This is a genomic window from Enterococcus sp. M190262, from assembly GCF_005843965.1.
Taxonomy (GTDB): domain Bacteria; phylum Bacillota; class Bacilli; order Lactobacillales; family Enterococcaceae; genus Enterococcus_D; species Enterococcus_D gallinarum.
In genome coordinates, this window is sequence record NZ_CP040461.1 from 2,997,486 (window position 1) to 3,015,822 (window position 18,337).

Consider the following 18,337-nt stretch of genomic DNA (forward strand, 5'->3'; position numbering starts at 1 on the left):
AATAACGTTTTATAAATAACAGTGCGTTCGATAATTATTTAACTGGTTGCTGGTCTTTTTGTGTTTCTATAAAATCAAATACTTGTTGGCCAGCGATACTGCCGTCCCCGACTGCTGTAGTGATTTGTCGTAAGCCTTTTTCTCGAACATCCCCTACCGCATAGACGCCTGGCATAGTTGTTTCCATCATTTCATTGGTTGGGATCCAACCTGTTTCATTCGTGAGTCCGCTAGCTCTGAATGGTTCAGTCAATGGATCTAGCCCAACGTAGATAAAGACACCACCAGCCGCTTCTTCCGTTACTTCATTTGTTTTGACATTTCGCACTTGAACACCAGTTACGACCATCTCGTTGCCTTTGATTTCTTCCACGACAGAATCCCAAATAAATGAGATCTTTTCATTGGCAAATGCTCGTTCTTGGATGATCTTTTGCGCACGTAGCTCATCCCGACGGTGGACAATCGTTACTTCTGAAGCAAATTGTGTTAAGTAGATCGCTTCTTCGACTGCAGAATCTCCACCACCCACTACGATCAACCGTTTGTTGCGGAAAAAGGCGCCATCACAAACTGCACAATATGAAACTCCGCGTCCAGCGAATTCTTCCTCGCCTTTGACTCCTAATTTTCTATGTACACAGCCTGTTGCAATGATCACAGTTTTCCCTTGATAATTCTTGTCTTCTGTGCAGACTTCTTTGTACTCTCCATGATCCGTGATCCCTTGAACGATGCCATAGGCATTCTCCACGCCAAAGCGGATGGCACTTTCATACATTTTAAAAGCAAGTTCTGGGCCTAAGATCGAATCGAAGCCAGGATAATTTTCAACCTCAGCAGTATTATTCATTTGACCGCCAGGAGCTCCCCGCTCAATCATCAGAACAGATAAATTTGACCGTGACGCATACAGCGCTGCTGTCATGCCGGCAGGTCCAGCGCCGATAATAATTACATCATACATAATTGTTCCCTCCATTTTCGACTACCCATACTTTACTTTCAAAAAGAATTTCTGTCGAATGTTCTGCTTACAAAAAATAATAAGATATTCCCGTTTTTTTCTCTGAAAATTACATTGACTTTCTTTTCATTTTTTGTAAAATTTTCACGATACATCTATTATATAGAAAACGGGGAGTCCTTACAATTGAATAAGAAAAAACTTTTGAAAAGATCTGATCGGGAACTATTGTTTCTTAGCTGGCCGATTTTTGTTGAACTATTTTTACGTGTGATTATTGGGAATGTCAATGTATGGATGATTTCCCATTATTCTGAACCAGCAGTCGCTACCGTCAGCGCAGCAAATCAATTGCTGAATCTGACCGTCTTTATTTATGGTTTCATCACTGTCGGTACGCAAATCATTATTGCTCAACTAATTGGTGCGAAGCAGCGAGATAAAATCCCTACTGTGATCAATACAGCACTTTTTGGTTCTCTATTTTTAGGTATTTTGATCAGCTTGATGTTTATCTTTGGCTCTGATCAATTGCTGCATTTTATGGGATTAGAAGAAGCATTGGTTGATTTGGGTCGCGGCTACCTGCAAGTATATGGCGGAAGCTTGTTTATTTCTTCGCTGACAGCTGTCATTATCGCGGTCATGCGTAGCCACAGCTTTACGAAACCTGCTTTGCTTGTACCGATGTTTGCCAGTATCCTAGCTGTTATTGGTAACTACTTTGTACTTTACAGTCCTTTTGGCTTACCTAATTTCGGTGTAACAGGACTAGCTTTCTCCAGTGTCTTCGGCAATACGATTGGCTTGATTGTTGCGGCATTTTTACTGAAAAAACACGTTGGTTTTTCTGTTCTTTCTGCCCGATTGAAGTATTTATCATGGGATGTAATGAAAAATGTCTTAACCTATGGCCTACCTTCCTCAGGAGAATCTTTGTCTTATCAAGGAGCACAAGTGGTAGTAACGATGATCGTTGCGCAATTAGGTTCAAGCGTGCTGATTGCTAAGTCTTATGTTACAGCGATCACTCAATTTGTGTATTTGATCGCCTCGGCGTTAAGTCAGGGAAATCAAATCATGATTGGTCGTCATGTAGGCGCAGGAGAATTTGAGCGAGCACAAAAACGGGGCATGCGCACAATGATTATTGGCATCATCGCTTCTGTTACAATTTGTTTATTGACTTATCTCTTTATCGAACCGATTATGGGAATCTTTACTACCAATGCTGAAGTCATCTCAATCGCTAAAGGCGTATTTCTTGTTGAAATCGTCCTAGAGACAGCACGTGCGGTCAATATGATTCTAGTGGGCTCTTTAAATGCCAGCGGGGATGTTAAATTCCCATTATTCTGCAGTTTGATCGTTCTTTGGGTCATCAGCTTACCATTCTCGTACTCTTTGGCCATCGTCTTTAAATTTGGCTTGATTGGTGTCTGGATCGCTTACGCAATTGATGAAGCATTGCGGAGTATTTTAATGATTTATCGTTGGCATTCCGGTGTGTGGAAAACCAAATCGGTAGTCCGTGGAAAAGAAATTGAAGGCGAAGTCGCTTCAGAAATCTAATGACTTGCTAAAAAGGTCATCTTTTCTGCCAATTAGACAATCGAATGTCAAAGCGAATAAAAGAGCGTAAAACAAAAGTAAAAAACACTTTTGTTTTACGCTCTAAACACGTCTAAACAGCGGTAGCAGAAACAATGTCTTCGGAAATAAGTCGAAATACCAAAAAATTGAAAAGCAATTTCCATATATTCCTCCTTATTTATCGAAGTTTAACACTTCTGATCCCAACCTCTTATTGCTGCCTTGCGTCTATTTACTGCTGAAAGAAAATCAATTATTTTTGGTTTTTCATCCAGATTGAACTATACTAATTACAAGTTTAGAACTACTGAACAATCAACAATTAGAAAATACTGTCAACTATCGAAAGGAGCAAAAAAATGTCAATTTACGCGTTTCAAGCCACTTTGGAAAACGGTGAAACCTATTCATTAGAACGCTATCGGGGGCAAGCCATCATTGTCGTTAACACGGCGACAAAATGCGGATTGAGCCCCCAATTCAACGAACTTGAAGAATTGTTCCAACGATATCGCGACCAAGGATTGATGGTCTTAGGCTTCCCTTCCAACCAATTCAAACAAGAAGTTCATTCTGCTAGTGAAGCTGCCGAAGCTTGTCGCACAACCTATGGTGTTGACTTTCCGATGCATCAATTGACAGTCATCAACGGAAAAGAAGCTGATCCGCTTTTTCAATACTTGGAGGAAGAAGCCCCAGGAACGATGGGGAAAGCGATCAAATGGAATTTTACTAAATTTTTAATTGATCGCGAGGGACATGTCGTTGAACGTTTTGCCCCTCAGACCAATCCAACCAAAATGATCCCTAGTATTGAAAAGGTTCTTGGCTAATGATCTAACCAGAAAAAACATCCACTCACTCATCGGTTTGCAACAGCAATGAGTACTCTCTCACTGCTGTTTGCGCCATGAATGCGGGGATGTTTTCTTATTCTTTAAAGTTGTTCTCCATTTGAAGCAATCACTTCTTTGTACCAATCAAATGATTTTTTCTTTTTCCGGGCCAATGTTCCGTTCCCGTGATCATCCATGTCCACATAAATAAAGCCATAGCGTTTTTTCATCTCACCAGTTCCTGCCGATACAAGATCGATACATCCCCAAGGTGTATAGCCAATCAAGTCTACGCCATCAAGAGTTATCGCATCTTTCATGGCTGCAATGTGTTTTTTGAAATAATCAATTCGATAATCGTCATTGATCGAGCCGTCAGATTCCACTTTGTCTATGGCACCGAATCCATTCTCTACTACAAATAAAGGAAGATGATAACGATCAGACAATTGACACAATGAGATCCGCAACCCTAATGGATCGACCGCCCAGCCCCAATCCGATTCGGTTAAATAAGGATTTTTCACCGCAGGCATTTGGTTGCCGCCAACATACTTGACTGTTTCAGGATTTGCTGAAGAAGCGGTTGACATATAATAGCTAAAACCGATATAGTCAACCGTTCCGTTCGCAATGACCGCGTCATCTCCAGCTTCTTTTTTGATTTCGATCCCTTCACGTTCGAACTCTTTTACCTTGTGGGCAGGATAATAGCCTTTTGCTTGAACGTCAATATAGAATTCTTGTTCCCGATTGAATTGCAATGCAGCTAAAACATCCTCTGGGTTAGCTGTCATCGGATAACTTGGAATATACGCCACCATCATCCCAATCATGAAATCCGGGTTGATTCGGTGTCCCATTTGTACTGCTTTAGCACTTGCTACAAACAAGTGATGCGCAGCTTGATACTTATGCTGCTTATCATTTTTATGAATACCAATTTGTGTCCAACTTCTCAAAAAGTTGATCTCGTTAAACGTCATCCAATATTTCACTTTATCTTGGTAACGAGTGAAGATCGTTTCGCAGAAAAACAAGAAATAGTCGATCACTTTGCGATTCGACCAACCATCATATTCATCCGCTAAATACATAGGAATATCAAAGTGATTGATCGTCACCACTGGTTCAATGCCATGCTTCAACAACTCATCGAAAACTGCATCATAAAAAGCCAGGCCGTCTTCGTTGATCTCTCTGGTTCCTTTTGGACAAATCCGCGCCCAGGAAATAGACATCCGAAAACACTTAAAGCCCATCTCTGCAAACAACGCAATATCTTCCTGATAATGATGGTAAAAGTCTGTTGCCACATGACTAGGATAATACTGTTCTGGATCGATGTACCCAACGGCACCTTCAGGTAATTCGGTATCCCGAGTAACTTTCCCGATCTGGCCGTCTTTTGTTTTATAGGTAATCATTCGCGGCTGATCCATACTGCCTCCTGTAATGGCATCGAGGGTGCTTAACCCTTTTCCGCCAGAAAGATAGCCGCCTTCATATTGGTTCGCGGCTGTTGCGCCACCCCATAGAAAATTTTTTGCAAACCCCATATTATCCCTCCATCGTAAAGACTATCAGCGGCTTTCTTCTTAGAATTCATCCAAGAAGAAGCCGCAAGCATGATTATTTGTTTGTTAAGTCTTCGCCATTTGAAGCAATGACTTGTTTGTACCAGTCGAAGGATTTTTTCTTCGTCCGTTTCAGCGTACCATTGCCTTCATTGTCGCGATCAACATAGATAAAACCGTAGCGTTTTTTCATCTCACCTGTTCCCGCAGAGACCAAATCGATACATCCCCATGTTGTATACCCTAATAGATCAACACCATCTTGTTCAACAGCGTCTTTCATGGCTTGTATATGTGCTGCAAGATAATCAATTCGGTAATCATCCTCCACATAGCCATCAGCATCTGGTGTATCAACAGCACCCAAACCGTTCTCTACAATGAATAATGGTTTTTGGTAACGATCATAAAGGTCATTCATAGTAATCCGCAAACCTAATGGGTCGATCTGCCAGCCCCATTCGCTTGCTTCCAAATAAGGATTTTTTACTGAAGCAAAAATATTTCCAGAAGTTTGTTCCAATAGCTCAGCATCTGTTGTCGATACCCGAGAAGAGTAGTAAGAGAATGAAATAAAATCAACTGTGTGGGCCTTCAATAACTCTAAGTCGCCTTCTTCCATTTTGATCTCAATCCCGTTACGGGCCATTTCCTTCAATGCATATTGTGGGTATTCTCCCCGAGACTGGACATCAATGAAGAAATAGTTTTCGCGATCTGATTTTCTTGATGCCCAAACATCTTCAGGCTTACTTGTGTAAGGATAATAGGCACCTGCAGCCAGCATACAGCCCACTTTATTTTCCGGATCTACTTCGTGAGCGATTTTCGTCGCAATCGCAGATGCCAGTAATTCATGATGGGCCGCTTGGTATTTAACCTGCTCCACGTTGTCGCCTTCTTCAAAATAGAGGCCAGCTCCCATAAATGGCGCGTGAAGAATCATGTTGATTTCGTTGAAAGTTAACCAATATTTGACCAATCCTTTGTAACGATTAAAAATAACTCGGCATAAATTCTCATAAAAGCCTACTAATTCTCGTGAACGCCAAGCACCATATTTTTCTACTAAATGCATTGGACAATCAAAGTGCGTGATCGTTACCAGTGGTTCAATACCATATTTATGACATTCTTTGAAGAGATCCTCATAGAATTTCAAGCCGTCTTCATTTGGTTCTTGTTCGTCCCCTTTTGGAAAAATACGACTCCAAGCAATGGACAAACGATAGGTTTTAAAGCCCATTTCTCCAAATAAAGCAATATCTTCTTTGTAACGATGATACATATCGATTGCTTCTTTGGCAGGATAAAAATGATCCTCATCAAAATCAAACATTTTCATCTGTCCTGTGATCACTGGAAAACGATCTTTACCGATCGGTACAACATCGACATTGGCTAGGCCTCGCCCACCTTCGTTGTAACCTCCTTCACATTGATTGGCAGCAGTTGCGCCGCCCCATAAAAAGTCTTTTCTAAATCCCATTATTTCATTCCTACTTTCTTGATATTTTGTTGATTAATTAAGTGATTTTGCCAGTTCGTCTTGAACTTCGATTCCTTCTTTTTCCAAACGCTCAATCGTTGATTTAAAGTTTGGTAGATAAGCTTTGTGGGCAATAAATAATTCATCCATTACGCGTTTAGCTGTTTCTCCTGATGGCACCAATGGGTTAATGGTGAAAGCTTGTAATGCGGTATTGTAATCGCCAGTAACCGCTGCTTCGATCGTTAAAAGCTCCATAGCCTTCATTACTTGTAGCCAGCCTTTTTCTGCAGTCGGCAGCTCGCCAAAAGCCACATTGCGGGCACCTTGTCCCCCAACATACGCGGTAACTTCGACAACACAATCAGCCGGTAGGTCAGGAACAGCTCCCTCATTTTTGGTTGAGACCACGATCTGGGTATTTTTGTTTGCATAAATCGAGGCAATCGTTTCGCAAGCCGCATCTGAATAGTAGGCTCCCCCACGTTGCTGCAGCTGTTCTGGTTTATGATCCAATTCTGGATCTTTATAAAGTTCAAAAAGTTCTGCCTCTGTTTGCTTCACTTGCTGCGCTCTCGTTCCTACAGTCTGATATTCTTCCAGTGCATGCTTCAACATTTCTTCTTGACGATAGTAATAGCGATGATAACCGCAAGGAATCATTCTCATTTGTTCTAATTGTTCACGATAAAACGGCACATCAAAAATATTTTTCGGCAAACCATTATCTTCCTGATACATTTTATCAATAATATCCATCGTCACATCATTTCCGTGTGAGTCAGTGACTTTATGCCAATGGAAATGGTTTAAGCCAGCAAATTTGTAGATTAACTCATCCGGCTCTTTACCGATCAATGCAGGTTCGATCATGGTCGCCATCACAGGAACATTGCAAAGTCCAATCACTCTATCCCATTTCCCATAACGGACAACCGCTTCTGTGACCATGCCGCTTGGATTGGCAAAATTAATCAACCAAGCATTTGGACATAAGCGTTTCATATCTTCTACGATTTCCAGAATAATTGGTACTGTCCGAAATGCTTTAAACATCCCGCCAGGACCGTTGGTTTCTTGACCGATCATGCCATAATAGGCAGGAATACGCTCATCTTTGATCCGGGCATTCAGCAAGCCTACTCGAAATTGAGTCGTAACAAAATCGGCATCTTTCAAGGCTTCTTCTCGATCCAGCGTCATGTGGATTTTCACATCATAAGGAGAAGCATCCCACATTCGCTGTGCCATCGCTCCAACGATTGCCAGTTTTTCTTTTCCTGCTTCGATATCTACTAACCAAATTTCCCGAATTGGCAGTTCTTCATAGCGTTTGATAAAGCCTTCCATTAACTCCGGAGTATAACTACTGCCGCCACCAATGGTAGCGATTTTGATTCCTTTTGTCATTGTATTGCTCCTTTGCTATTTTATTTACACCCTTATTATCATTTATAAAATAATTAGATTCAATGTAAATTTATTATTTAGAAAAAGCGTTTGCAAATCTAGGGATATCTTGCGAGTGATTTGTAAAAAGCATTTACAAATCGAATAATATAAGGAATAATATTCATATCGACAATTATTCAAATACTCAAAAAAGAAAAATTTCCGATAATTTTATTTACAAAGAACTATATAAAAATGTAAAAAGGAATGTGGATACCATGTTATTACAAGAAAAAATGCGCCAAATCAAGTTGGCCCCTGCTGAACGATCTTTGATCGATTTTTTATTAGCCAATCCAACTGCGATGGCTGATCAAACCATCAAGGAATTGTCTGAAAAAACCTACGTTCATCCTTCTACTTTTATTCGGATCGCCAAAAAATTAGGCTTCAACGGTTGGCTCGACTTAAAGACAGTCTTTTTGGAAGAGCAAACCTATATGAGCAGTCATTTTACAGATCTTGATGCCAACTTTCCCTTTTCCTCCCATGACGGCATTATGACTATCGCCAAAAAGTTAGCGAAACTCGAACAAACAACAATTGAAGATACGCTTTCCTTGATCCATCACGATGAACTGCAAAAAGCGAAACAATCGCTACTCAATGCCAGCCATATCAAGATTTTCGCAAGTAATGCCAATACCTTGATTTCTCAAGACTTTGTTTTGAAGATGCGGCGTTTAGGAAAAAACATCCATGTTTGTGACACTTTTGGCGAAAGTGCTTATGAAGCATCCAACTGTACTTCTGATACGACAGCCATCTTGATTTCTTATACTGGTGAAAACAAGATGATCAAAGAAATCGGTAAAATTCTTGCCGAACGTCAAGTTTCAATTATTGGAATGACTAGTATTGGCGAGAACGCATTGGCAAAATTAAGTGATTGTGTCTTAAATATCACAACCCGAGAAAGGCTTTACTCAAAGATCGCAAATTTCACGATTAATACGTCCGTTTGCTACCTACTGGATGTGCTGTATGGAATCGTCTTTTCGGAACATTATGAAAAAAATCTCCAGCATTTGATCGATATTGGCATGGCTTATGACAAACGTCCTACTTTCTCAACGATTATCGCTGAACCAACCTACGATAAAAATCTTCAATACAAAGACTCTCTGTTTCCGAATTAAACGGCTGACAAAAAGCGATCGCCCCACATGGCCGATCGCTTTTATGCATAAATAGCTCTTTTTAGAAAGTTTTCGCTAAACGAGAGCTGTGATCAAATCATCTGAACAAGCAACTTCATTTTTATCTGATTCAATAATATCTAAGTAATCAGCAGAATTTGTTACCAAAACAGGGGTCTCAATGTTGAAACCAGCTTTGATCAGCGCATCTTTGTCAAAGGTAATCAATTTTTGACCTCGAGTTACTCTATCTCCTTGCTTGACATGCGCTTCGAAGTATTGCCCATTGAGTTGAACGGTATCTAAACCGATATGGATCAACAATTCCAATCCGTTATCTGAGATCAACCCGATGGCGTGTTTCGTTGGGAACAATGTCATAACGGTACCATCAAATGGAGCAACGACTTCCCCTTTTGTAGGATGGATCAAGATTCCTTTACCTAAGATTCCTTGGGCAAAAGCTTCATCTTTGGCACTGCTTAAAGGTGCAACCGTTCCTTCGATAGGAGAACTAATGATTTCTTTACGTACAGACATTGTAGGTTCGCCTTCAGCAATTTCTTCGACTACTGTATTGTCTTTCCAGAATGCCATCGTCAAACCAAAACCAATCGCTGCAGAGATGGCGATAGCAATCAGTGAAGTCCACATGCCACTCGCATCTCCATCCGGTGTGATGAAGTTAAAGATCCCGAAAATACCAAGTCCGCCCATCGTGTAGCCCGTTACACCATTGACCATTAAGAACAGTCCACCGACAGCACCACCGATCATAGAATATATGAAAGGAGTCTTTTTAGGAAGAGTGATCCCATAAATAGCTGGTTCAGTTACACCAAAGATACCAGAAATGATCGCTGGCGGACATAATGCTTTCATCTTTTTGTCTCTTAATTTGAAATACATGGCAACGACAACTGCTGTTTGAGCAAAGCTAGCTCCGAAGGAACCTGTCAACACTTGGCTGAATCCTTGTTGCGTAACTTGCATGATCGCTAGTGGCACAACCGACCAGTGTAAGCCGAAGATAACCAATACTTGCCAGAAGAATCCTAGAATCAATCCATAAACCGCTGGCGAGAAGTCCATTAGCGCTTGGAATCCGGCACTCAAGAGATCTGTCAACATGCTGATGATTGGACCAATGATCAAGAACCCAACAGGTAAAGCAATCAGTAAGACGAAAAATGGTACCAAGAAAGTTTGCACGACACTTGGAATCACTTTTTTAGCAAGTTTTTGAATCTGTGCAGCAAATGCAATAATGAAAATGACTGGTACGACACTACTTGTATAGGTTGCCCCTACCCATGGAATACCTAAGAAAGTTTGATAGGCAGATTGTCCAAGTAAGCTATAAGGTGCTGCTGCTCCTTCTCCGGCAACTGCGGTAAAGGCTGTTTGCAGCGCAGTGCCTTGAATCGTTGGGTAGCATAGAGCGGCTCCAATAACGATACCGACCATCGGATTCAAACGGAATTTTTTTGCAGAAGTATAACCTAAAATAACCGGCATAAACATAAATATTGCATCACCGATCGCATTCAACATTACATATGTGCCTGATTCTGCTGTATAGTTGAACCAACCCTGTGTACCCAAAAAGACTAATAATGCATTAAACCCTTTGATCATACCGGCAGCTGCTAACGCACCTAAGAAAGGCTGGAAACAACCGCTGAGGATATCGATCAGACGATTGAAAATATTCCCTCCGGAACTTTCTTCTTCACTGTTTTCACTGATCCCCGCAACATCCACTACTTCTGCATAGACATCTGGCACATGATTACCGATAACTACTTGGTATTGACCGCCACTTTTCATCACTGTTACGACCCCATCCATATTTTTCAAGATGTCATCGTTCGCGATTCCTTCGTCTTTCAATTTAAACCGCAGCCGAGTGATACAGTGGGTCAAACTATTGATATTTTCTTTTCCGCCCACATTTGCCACGATTTTTTCTGCTAATTCATGATATTTTCCCATTTTTGTTTCCTCCAATTTTTGTTTGATTGAAGGTTTAGCCAACTGAATGTCACTATCCAAAAAATGCTTTACTATTCCCCAGTTTATTCTGGGATGACCTCCTTTCTTTTATGGTTAGCGATTCTTTTGCACCAATCGCGCAATATGAATCGTTAAATACAAACTTTCATCATTGGACATATCGTAACGATAATTCGTTACCAGAAATGATTTGATTTTTTGCACACATTGATAGGCGTTGCGATATTTTATCTTTACCATCTCAAGGAGCTCATCGTCAGTCTCTTCCGCATGGGTAGAGTGGTTCTGCATGCGGGAAACAAAAAAACGCAAATGCGTAGTAAAACGATAAAAATAAACCGATTCTTCATCGAAAGTTGTTTTAAAATAGTATTTGACGATATTGATGATATCTTGCATTGTTTTCGTCAATTCATAAAGATTGCTTTGATCATTGTTTTCTGTTTGAGCGTTTACCAAATGCAGTGCAATGAAACCCGCTTCATCTTCCGGCAACTCAATCCCATAGCGCTCACTAATTTTTTCAATCGTTCGTTTTCCGATTTTGAATTCATCTGGAAAAAATCGCTTGATGTCCCAGAGAAGAACATTTTTGACAACGATCCCTTTTTTGGCACGCTCGATTGCACTATGTAAATGATCAGGTAAAGAAATATAGATCGAATCGTTGATCGGTGAGGACAACTCTTCTCTTGCATATTCGATTACTTGGTTCGAAAGTTCCAAATATTCTAATGGCAAGTCGGCCAATAATTCCTGAAATTGGGAAGCAATCGTACGATTTTCTAAACGATATACTTTATCGATCGTTTGATCACTGATATCGTCACCAACTTTTTTCTTGAATGCGATCCCTCTTCCCATCACAATAATTTCGTTTTGTTTTTCATCAGTAGTTATCACGACATTATTGTTTAACACTTTACTGATTTTCATGTTTTACCCCCACTTGATTATTGACGTACTAACCTATTTTTATACGAGATAGCCATTCAAATCAATTTTGATCCATACTCCTTTTTTCCAGAAAAAAAACCTAATGAGAGCAGACCAAATAGCCTTACTTTCATCAGGTTTAGCTTGTTTTTTCAACAATCACTATCCATACGAATGATTAACTTATCCTTATGATAGCAAACGGAGAAAACGCTGTCAATACATTGACCGTAAAAAGGATTCGTTATTTTACTTCCTCCCGATTCCTTTTATAAAATGAATCGATGAAAAACAAGAACCCCACATACCCGCTCCCAAGCCAACACCAACAAAGTGATGGAGTAATGGATACATGGAATTCTAGTAATTAGTTAGTGTCCACTGGAAGGAAACAGCAAAAAATATTTCCGACTGATCACACGTCACTGGACTGTAATTTATACATATCTGCATAAAGGCCTTGCTGTTTTAACAATGAATCATGGTTTCCTCGTTCGACGATACGTCCTTTATCTAAAACTAAAATCAATTCAGCATCCCGAATCGTGGATAATCGGTGGGCGATGGCAATCGTAGTTCTCCCTTGTCGCATATTCGCCAACCCTTCCTGGATCAATCCTTCTGTTTCGGTGTCGATATTGGCAGTAGCTTCATCTAAAACGAGGATTTTAGGATCAGTCACCATCGTTCTAGCAAATGAGATCAACTGTCGTTGCCCGCTGGAGTAGCTAGCGCCACGTTCAATCACTTTGGCATGATAAGTGCCCTCCAGTTTTTCGATAAATTTATCTGCTTGCACAAATTTCGCTGCTGCTCGGATTTGTTCTTCGCTGATTTCTGGGTTCAGTAAACGAATATTGTCAGAAATATCTCCATAGAACATGAAAGCATCTTGTAAAACCAATCCGACTTTTTTTCGCAATTCTTCGATCGTAAAATCGCGAATATCATGATCGTCAATCAAAATTTGTCCCTCACCAAATTCGTAAAAGCGCATTAAAACATTAATGATCGAGCTTTTGCCGCTACCAGTGTGTCCCACCAAAGCGACGGTTTCTCCTGGATAAGCAGTAAAGGAAATATTCTTCAATACATGATTTTCTCCATCATAAGAAAAACTGACATTACGAAATTCAATCTTTCCTTGTTCAATGACTTGATTCGCATCTGGATGTTGTTGTGGGGTAAATTCTTCATTATCCATGATTTTAAGAATACGGCTACCAGCCACCATGCCATCAGTAAAGACGCTGAGAAAATCCATCATCTGTGTCATAGGATTGAAGAAGCCTTGGACATAGGTGGTAAAAGCATAAATCAACCCCACTTCAATCGGAGAATGCAAAGCATCAAACCCAAACAATGTTAATGACATCGCAACTGCAATCGCATAGAGAAAATTGATGATCGGCGATAATAGCAACGAATTAGTACGAATCATTGCATACCTTGTCTTGAGGTATTCATCATTCGTTTCCTCAAATTCTCGGTTCAGACGTGCTTCTTGTCGGAACTGCTGGATAATCTGCATTCCCGAGATCGACTCGTTCAATTTCGTATTCAATTGACTTAATTTTTCTCGCATTTGACGATAGATTCGGGAGCTGAATTTTTGATAATACCAGATGACGATCATCAAAATAGGTAAGAAAATCAGATTCAATAAAGCAATTTTTACGTTGATCTGAAACATGGCGGCAAAAGAAGATAGGACTGCAAAAATACCAGTCAAAACCATCAAAAACACATACCATAATTCATACAATGTTTCGGTATCATTGCTGACCCGCGACACAATCGAACCTGCCGGAGTCTGATCAAAATACCGCATACCTAAACTATGCAGCTTCTCGAATAACTTGGTCCGCACATATTGATACGTCTGCAAGGAAGCCATCGAGTATAGAAACCATTGAAAAAACCAGATGACTGCTTTGATGACTACCCCAAAGAAATAGAGACCCGCAAAGAAATAGATGATTTGATTGGTTGCTGACTGTTGCGTTAGATAGTTATCCATGAATGTCTGCAGAATTCTAGGCAGGAGAATGTTGACAATTGATAAGAGAAAAGCAAAGAAAATGGCTGCAAAAAATGTCTTCTTGAAGGGTTTTGCAAATTGTAACATCCGCTTGATGATCAATTTTTGCTCTTTAAATGGAATTGATTTTGACCATTCAGATTCTTGACGTTCCATTATACTTCACTCCCTTCAATTTTGGCTTCCAGTTGTTGCTTGTCCCACATTTTTTTGTACCAGCCATTTTTGGCTAACAGGGCTTCGTGGGTCCCTCGCTCGATGATTCTTCCTTCATCGATAACTAAGATCTCTTCGGCATGCTTCACACTACTTAGCCGATGCGCAGAAATAATCGTTGTTTTGTCTTTTCGATAGTCTCGCAATTTGTGCAAAATATCTTCTTCTGTTTTGGCATCGACAGCTGACAAGGCATCATCTAAGATCAGTAATTCTGGGTCAACAATCAATGCCCGTGCGATGGACAACCGCTGTTTCTGCCCGCCAGATAATGAGACCCCTCGTTCACCGACCATTGTTTCGTATCCTTCTGGCAATGCTTTGATGTCATCATTGATTGACGCCAAATCAGCAGCCGCTTCAACCGCTTCTTGTGGTGCTTGGGGTACCGCAAAACGGATATTGTCTCGAATCGACATGGAAAAAAGAAAGTGATCTTGGGGAACATACCCGATAGAGCCCAATAACGCATTCAAAGTATATTCTTTGATGCTGTGCCCGCCAAAAAGAATGTCACCCTCATAATGATCATATTCCCGCATCAGCAACTTCAAAATGGAGGTTTTACCTGCACCGGTTTTGCCAACGATTCCTAATGTCTGTCCTTCATGTAAGGTAAATGCTATCTGTTGCAGCGTGATTTCTTCGGCATCATGATAGCGAAAAGCGTCTAACGCCACTTCAATTTTACCTTGAGCCGGCTCTTGGATCGCGTGTTTTTTTTCAACAATATGGGTTCTTTCCCCCAGCAATTCAGATACCCGATCATAGCTGGCATTCCCTCGTTCTAAAACATTGAACAGACGGCCAATGGCGAACATAGGCCAAACCAGCATACCAATATAACTAATAAATGAAACCAATTGGCCAATCGATATCTCTCCTGACATGACAAAACGACCACCCACAATAATCGTTAAGACATATGAGACACCGATAATCAATGTAATGAAAGGATCAAAAAGTGCATCTAAAAAATTGACTTTACGGTTCTTGATGATGGCATCATCAATTTTGGCTTGAAAATCTTGAATATCTTCTGTCTCTTGTCCAAACGTTTTGATGACTTTTATCCCAGTAATACTTTCTTGTGCTTTGTCATTAATCGCTGAAAAAGCTTCTTGCGAATCACGAAAAGCATCATGTAGTTTGCTGCCTAACACTCTAGCCATGACCGCAAGAAATGGCAAAGGAATCAACGCAATCAAGGTCAGACGCCAATCGATAAAAAGGATCATGGCGATGATCGTTGCTCCTCCAGAGATAAACGAATCCGCAAAGGTTAAAATACCCGCCCCAGCAACGTTTTGAATGGCGTTCAAATCATTGGTGGCATGGGCCATCAAATCTCCAGTTCGATGTTTTTGATAGAAAAGATGATCCATTTTGGTGAAGTGATCGAATAATTGACGACGTAAGCTTTTTTCCAAGCGTGCAGCACTCCCCCAAATATTTATCCGCCAGACAAAACGAAAAATATATTGTGCTAATGCAGCGGCAAGCAAAATACCTATCCAAAATAAAATCGTTTCTATCGAAATCTCTTTTTCTGCGATCTCATCAATAATGATTCCGATCACTTTGGGTGGCGCTAATTGAACGAGAGCCACCAAAACCAATGCGGCTACTCCTATATAATAATGTTTCCTTTCTTGTCTAAAAAACCAACCTAACTTTCTAAAAATCGACATAACACCCTCCTATTATTCACTCCTGTTGGCTACGATTTGAATCATCGAAATTTTCGGACTATTTTGGCAATGACTGACCTTCCGATGTAGTTACATTTCAATTCCTCGCGAAACACGTTTTGTTACCTGCTCAACGATAGGCACATTCATTTGCAAATCTACGCTTCGCTTACAGTTCTTCTAAGGGAAAATCACTAAGATGAACTTGCATGTCTCGCTGACGCGGTCAATCGCAGTGACTCGCAACAAAAAGCGAGCTGATGGGATCAGCCCGCTTTTTGCGCTAAAAAACCTATTTTTGGTTTTTCATTTGTTGCATCATTTGCCGAATCTTCTTCTCAGAAGGCTTTTGGCCCATTGACATCATCATCGAACGCAACATATCCTCATTAACGGGAGGATTTTTCTTCAGATAATCTTGCATATATTTACGCGCCAAAAAGAAGCCGCCGACAGCGCCTAATAATACCGCGATAACAGCGATCACGATTACAATTCCTAAACTAATCATTTGAAATCTCTCCTTTCTCTTGTACTCTCAATGAATCATTTTACTAGAAAAAAATACAAAAAGAAAGAGAGAAAGCAGGATTTCTCCAAAAACTTTCCCTCTATATATCAGCTTAATGCCACATCTCGTTTGTTGAACAACCAGTTTGTCAAAAAGTAGATCAATAAGCTGTATAACAAAAGTCCAATCGTCATTTCCCAATAATTCAAACCCGGATCAATTATTGCATTTTGTATATCCGTTTGATGCAATAATGTGGGAACCGTATCTTTGATATTCATAAAATTAAATGGATTCCACTTCAACCAAGGATATTTTTCTATCGCAAAAAGCATGATGGAGTTGATGATGCTGCTCCCGAACAACACAGCTACTCCTAATCCCACTGCCATACTTTGAGAGCGAATGACGGCAGAGATGAACAGAGTCATGGTCATATAAAATACAATCAACAGGAAATTCGTTGCTGCATAGACAAGAGCCACAACTATAGCAGGCAATTGATTATAATCCGTTGATGTGAAGGGAGATTCAGCTACCAAAAACAAATTGCTAGCAAGAAAACTGCTTAGAAATAAAACCAGTGTGCCAAGCAAAGCAAATAAGAGTGTGTTGATGGCTTTTGCGGCTAATATCTGACTTCTTGAAAATGGCCGAATCAACAAAAACTTGATGGTCCCTCGACTAAATTCTTCTGCTACCGCTGAAGCTGCCACAATAACAACAAATAAATTCAAAAATGACGTCATGTCGCTTAGAAAAATAAATAGATCGTTGGCTTTAGTATCAGGCGAGCCTAAGCGGATCACATAGGTGAGTCCGAATGTTAAAATCACCAAAAGTCCCAACATGATCCATGTGGACTTTTTTTTCGTGACTTTGATCCATTCATTTTTTATTAGTGTCCTCATTCTAGAGCCCTCCCTCTTCCGTCCAAGCCAAAAATGTTTCTTCCAACGAAGATTGCTGCAATTTCATTTCCTTTAAACCAATCCCTGCATTAACGAGGGCAGCAGCGATCTCAGAACGATTATCCGTTTCAAGTGAAATCTGTAATCCATCAGTCAAAGCAAGCCCATCGATTTGGAATTTAGTCTTCAAGACATTTAATGCTTCCTGATCGTCATCTGTTTTGATGATCAGTAGGCTTTTTTCTGCCTTCAAGGTATCCATCGCGACTTGATGGGTCACTTTCCCTTTTTGGACAACGATCAGATGATCTGCAATCTGTTCGATATCACTTAATTGGTGACTCGATACTAAAACAGAAACACCCTGTTCTCTTAACATGAGAATCATTTCCCGAAACTCTCTCATACCCTTTGGGTCAAGTCCGTTCATTGGCTCATCTAATACTAAGAGAGTAGGACGATGGATTAATGCCTGCGCCACACCCAATCGTTGGCGCATCCCTAGTGAATACGTTTTGACTTTTTGATTGATATATTCTTCTAAATGAACTTGGCGAATCAAGTCATCCATCTCAACTGCCGTCATTTTTGTCTTCGCCATGCGCTGGTACTGCATCAAATTCTCGTAACCAGTCAGATAATTGTAGAACTCAGGATTTTCTACAATCGCTCCTACCGAGGCAATGGCTGCTTTAAAAGACGTTTCTAGGGAATTCCCCATGATCGTAATTGAGCCTTTATTGTGCTTCATTAAGCCAACGATCATTCGAATAATCGTCGTCTTACCCGCACCATTCGGTCCTAATAACCCGACCACTTGCCCTTTTTCCACTGAGAAAGAAGCATTATCAATGATTTGCTTGGTTCCAATCAGTTTCGATACATTTTTCAGTGTTAGTATTTCTGTCATTTCATCCCTACTTCCTATTCGCTATTTTTTTACTTTCATGATAATAGTTATT

14 protein-coding genes are annotated in these 18,337 nt (G+C 40.4%); 3 read left to right on the forward strand and 11 right to left on the reverse strand.

Annotation, left to right across the window (positions count from 1 at the left end; genetic code table 11):
- Positions 1–34: 34 nt before the first annotated feature.
- On the reverse strand, positions 35–967 hold the full coding sequence (trxB, locus tag FE005_RS14180) for a thioredoxin-disulfide reductase (protein WP_003126271.1): 933 nt from the start codon (positions 965–967) through the stop codon (positions 35–37).
- A 186-nt stretch (positions 968–1,153) separates the two neighbouring features.
- On the opposite strand from trxB, the gene FE005_RS14185 reads away from it, so the two are divergent.
- Both FE005_RS14185 and FE005_RS14190 read left to right on the forward strand, forming a co-directional pair.
- Positions 1,154–2,539, forward strand: coding sequence for an MATE family efflux transporter (locus tag FE005_RS14185; protein WP_138372042.1), 1,386 nt, complete (start codon positions 1,154–1,156; stop codon positions 2,537–2,539).
- Positions 2,540–2,919: 380 nt separating this feature from the next.
- Positions 2,920–3,393 carry a glutathione peroxidase gene (locus tag FE005_RS14190; RefSeq protein WP_103299715.1) on the forward strand — a complete coding sequence of 158 codons (474 nt, stop codon included), beginning with the start codon at positions 2,920–2,922 and terminating at the stop codon, positions 3,391–3,393.
- A gap of 104 nt (positions 3,394–3,497) precedes the next feature.
- Here FE005_RS14190 and FE005_RS14195 read toward each other — a convergent pair whose 3' ends face one another.
- From FE005_RS14195 to FE005_RS14205, 3 genes are all read right to left on the reverse strand, one after another.
- Positions 3,498–4,955, reverse strand: a complete 1,458-nt coding sequence (locus FE005_RS14195) for a family 1 glycosylhydrolase (RefSeq protein ID WP_138372043.1) — start codon at positions 4,953–4,955, stop codon at positions 3,498–3,500.
- Between the two features lie 73 nt (positions 4,956–5,028).
- The gene (locus tag FE005_RS14200; protein WP_060815317.1) at positions 5,029–6,462 is read right to left on the reverse strand and encodes a 6-phospho-beta-glucosidase; all 1,434 of its coding nucleotides are present in this window, start codon (positions 6,460–6,462) and stop codon (positions 5,029–5,031) included.
- Positions 6,463–6,495: 33 nt separating this feature from the next.
- Entirely contained in the window at positions 6,496–7,872 is a 1,377-nt protein-coding gene (locus tag FE005_RS14205; protein WP_003126266.1) for a 6-phospho-beta-glucosidase, read from the reverse strand.
- Between the two features lie 260 nt (positions 7,873–8,132).
- Here FE005_RS14205 and FE005_RS14215 point away from each other — a divergent pair, with 260 nt between their 5' ends.
- Positions 8,133–9,053, forward strand: a complete 921-nt coding sequence (locus FE005_RS14215) for a MurR/RpiR family transcriptional regulator (protein ID WP_138372044.1) — start codon at positions 8,133–8,135, stop codon at positions 9,051–9,053.
- Positions 9,054–9,128: 75 nt separating this feature from the next.
- On the opposite strand, the gene FE005_RS14220 is transcribed toward FE005_RS14215, so the two are convergent.
- The 7 genes from FE005_RS14220 to FE005_RS14250 all read right to left on the reverse strand — a co-directional run bounded on the left by FE005_RS14220 (position 9,129) and on the right by FE005_RS14250 (position 18,285).
- Complete coding sequence (locus tag FE005_RS14220; RefSeq protein ID WP_003126264.1) at positions 9,129–11,048, reverse strand: beta-glucoside-specific PTS transporter subunit IIABC; 1,920 nt, start codon at positions 11,046–11,048, stop codon at positions 9,129–9,131.
- A 114-nt stretch (positions 11,049–11,162) separates the two neighbouring features.
- Complete coding sequence (licT, locus tag FE005_RS14225) at positions 11,163–12,005, reverse strand: BglG family transcription antiterminator LicT (protein ID WP_003126263.1); 843 nt, start codon at positions 12,003–12,005, stop codon at positions 11,163–11,165.
- A 415-nt stretch (positions 12,006–12,420) separates the two neighbouring features.
- On the reverse strand, positions 12,421–14,205 hold the full coding sequence (locus FE005_RS14230; protein WP_175413576.1) for an ABC transporter ATP-binding protein: 1,785 nt from the start codon (positions 14,203–14,205) through the stop codon (positions 12,421–12,423).
- Positions 14,202–15,953 (reverse strand): ABC transporter ATP-binding protein, encoded by a 1,752-nt coding sequence (locus FE005_RS14235; RefSeq protein ID WP_081131609.1) that lies wholly within the window; start codon positions 15,951–15,953, stop codon positions 14,202–14,204. The genes FE005_RS14230 and FE005_RS14235 overlap by 4 nt, the downstream gene beginning before the upstream one ends.
- Before the next feature lie 292 nt (positions 15,954–16,245).
- A complete protein-coding gene (locus FE005_RS14240; RefSeq protein ID WP_138372046.1) occupies positions 16,246–16,464 on the reverse strand; it encodes a YneF family protein in 219 nt (72 codons plus the stop codon).
- Between the two features lie 107 nt (positions 16,465–16,571).
- Positions 16,572–17,375 (reverse strand): ABC transporter permease, encoded by an 804-nt coding sequence (locus FE005_RS14245; protein ID WP_138372047.1) that lies wholly within the window; start codon positions 17,373–17,375, stop codon positions 16,572–16,574.
- 1 nt (position 17,376) lies between these two features.
- Positions 17,377–18,285: an ABC transporter ATP-binding protein gene (locus FE005_RS14250; RefSeq protein WP_113849585.1), complete on the reverse strand. Its 909-nt coding sequence runs from the start codon at positions 18,283–18,285 to the stop codon at positions 17,377–17,379.
- Between the last annotated feature and the right edge of the window lie 52 nt (positions 18,286–18,337).

Coding starts and splice junctions, on each gene's coding strand:
- FE005_RS14205 (WP_003126266.1), bottom strand. CDS start 7,872: ATGACAAAAGGAATCAAAATCGCTACCATTGGTGGCGGCAGTAGTTAT.
- FE005_RS14235 (WP_081131609.1), bottom strand. CDS start 15,953: ATGTCGATTTTTAGAAAGTTAGGTTGGTTTTTTAGACAAGAAAGGAAA.
- FE005_RS14250 (WP_113849585.1), bottom strand. CDS start 18,285: ATGACAGAAATACTAACACTGAAAAATGTATCGAAACTGATTGGAACC.
- FE005_RS14190 (WP_103299715.1), top strand. CDS start 2,920: ATGTCAATTTACGCGTTTCAAGCCACTTTGGAAAACGGTGAAACCTAT.
- FE005_RS14245 (WP_138372047.1), bottom strand. CDS start 17,375: ATGAGGACACTAATAAAAAATGAATGGATCAAAGTCACGAAAAAAAAG.
- licT (WP_003126263.1), bottom strand. CDS start 12,005: ATGAAAATCAGTAAAGTGTTAAACAATAATGTCGTGATAACTACTGAT.
- trxB (WP_003126271.1), bottom strand. CDS start 967: ATGTATGATGTAATTATTATCGGCGCTGGACCTGCCGGCATGACAGCA.
- FE005_RS14200 (WP_060815317.1), bottom strand. CDS start 6,462: ATGGGATTTAGAAAAGACTTTTTATGGGGCGGCGCAACTGCTGCCAAT.
- FE005_RS14215 (WP_138372044.1), top strand. CDS start 8,133: ATGTTATTACAAGAAAAAATGCGCCAAATCAAGTTGGCCCCTGCTGAA.
- FE005_RS14195 (WP_138372043.1), bottom strand. CDS start 4,955: ATGGGGTTTGCAAAAAATTTTCTATGGGGTGGCGCAACAGCCGCGAAC.
- FE005_RS14220 (WP_003126264.1), bottom strand. CDS start 11,048: ATGGGAAAATATCATGAATTAGCAGAAAAAATCGTGGCAAATGTGGGC.
- FE005_RS14240 (WP_138372046.1), bottom strand. CDS start 16,464: ATGATTAGTTTAGGAATTGTAATCGTGATCGCTGTTATCGCGGTATTA.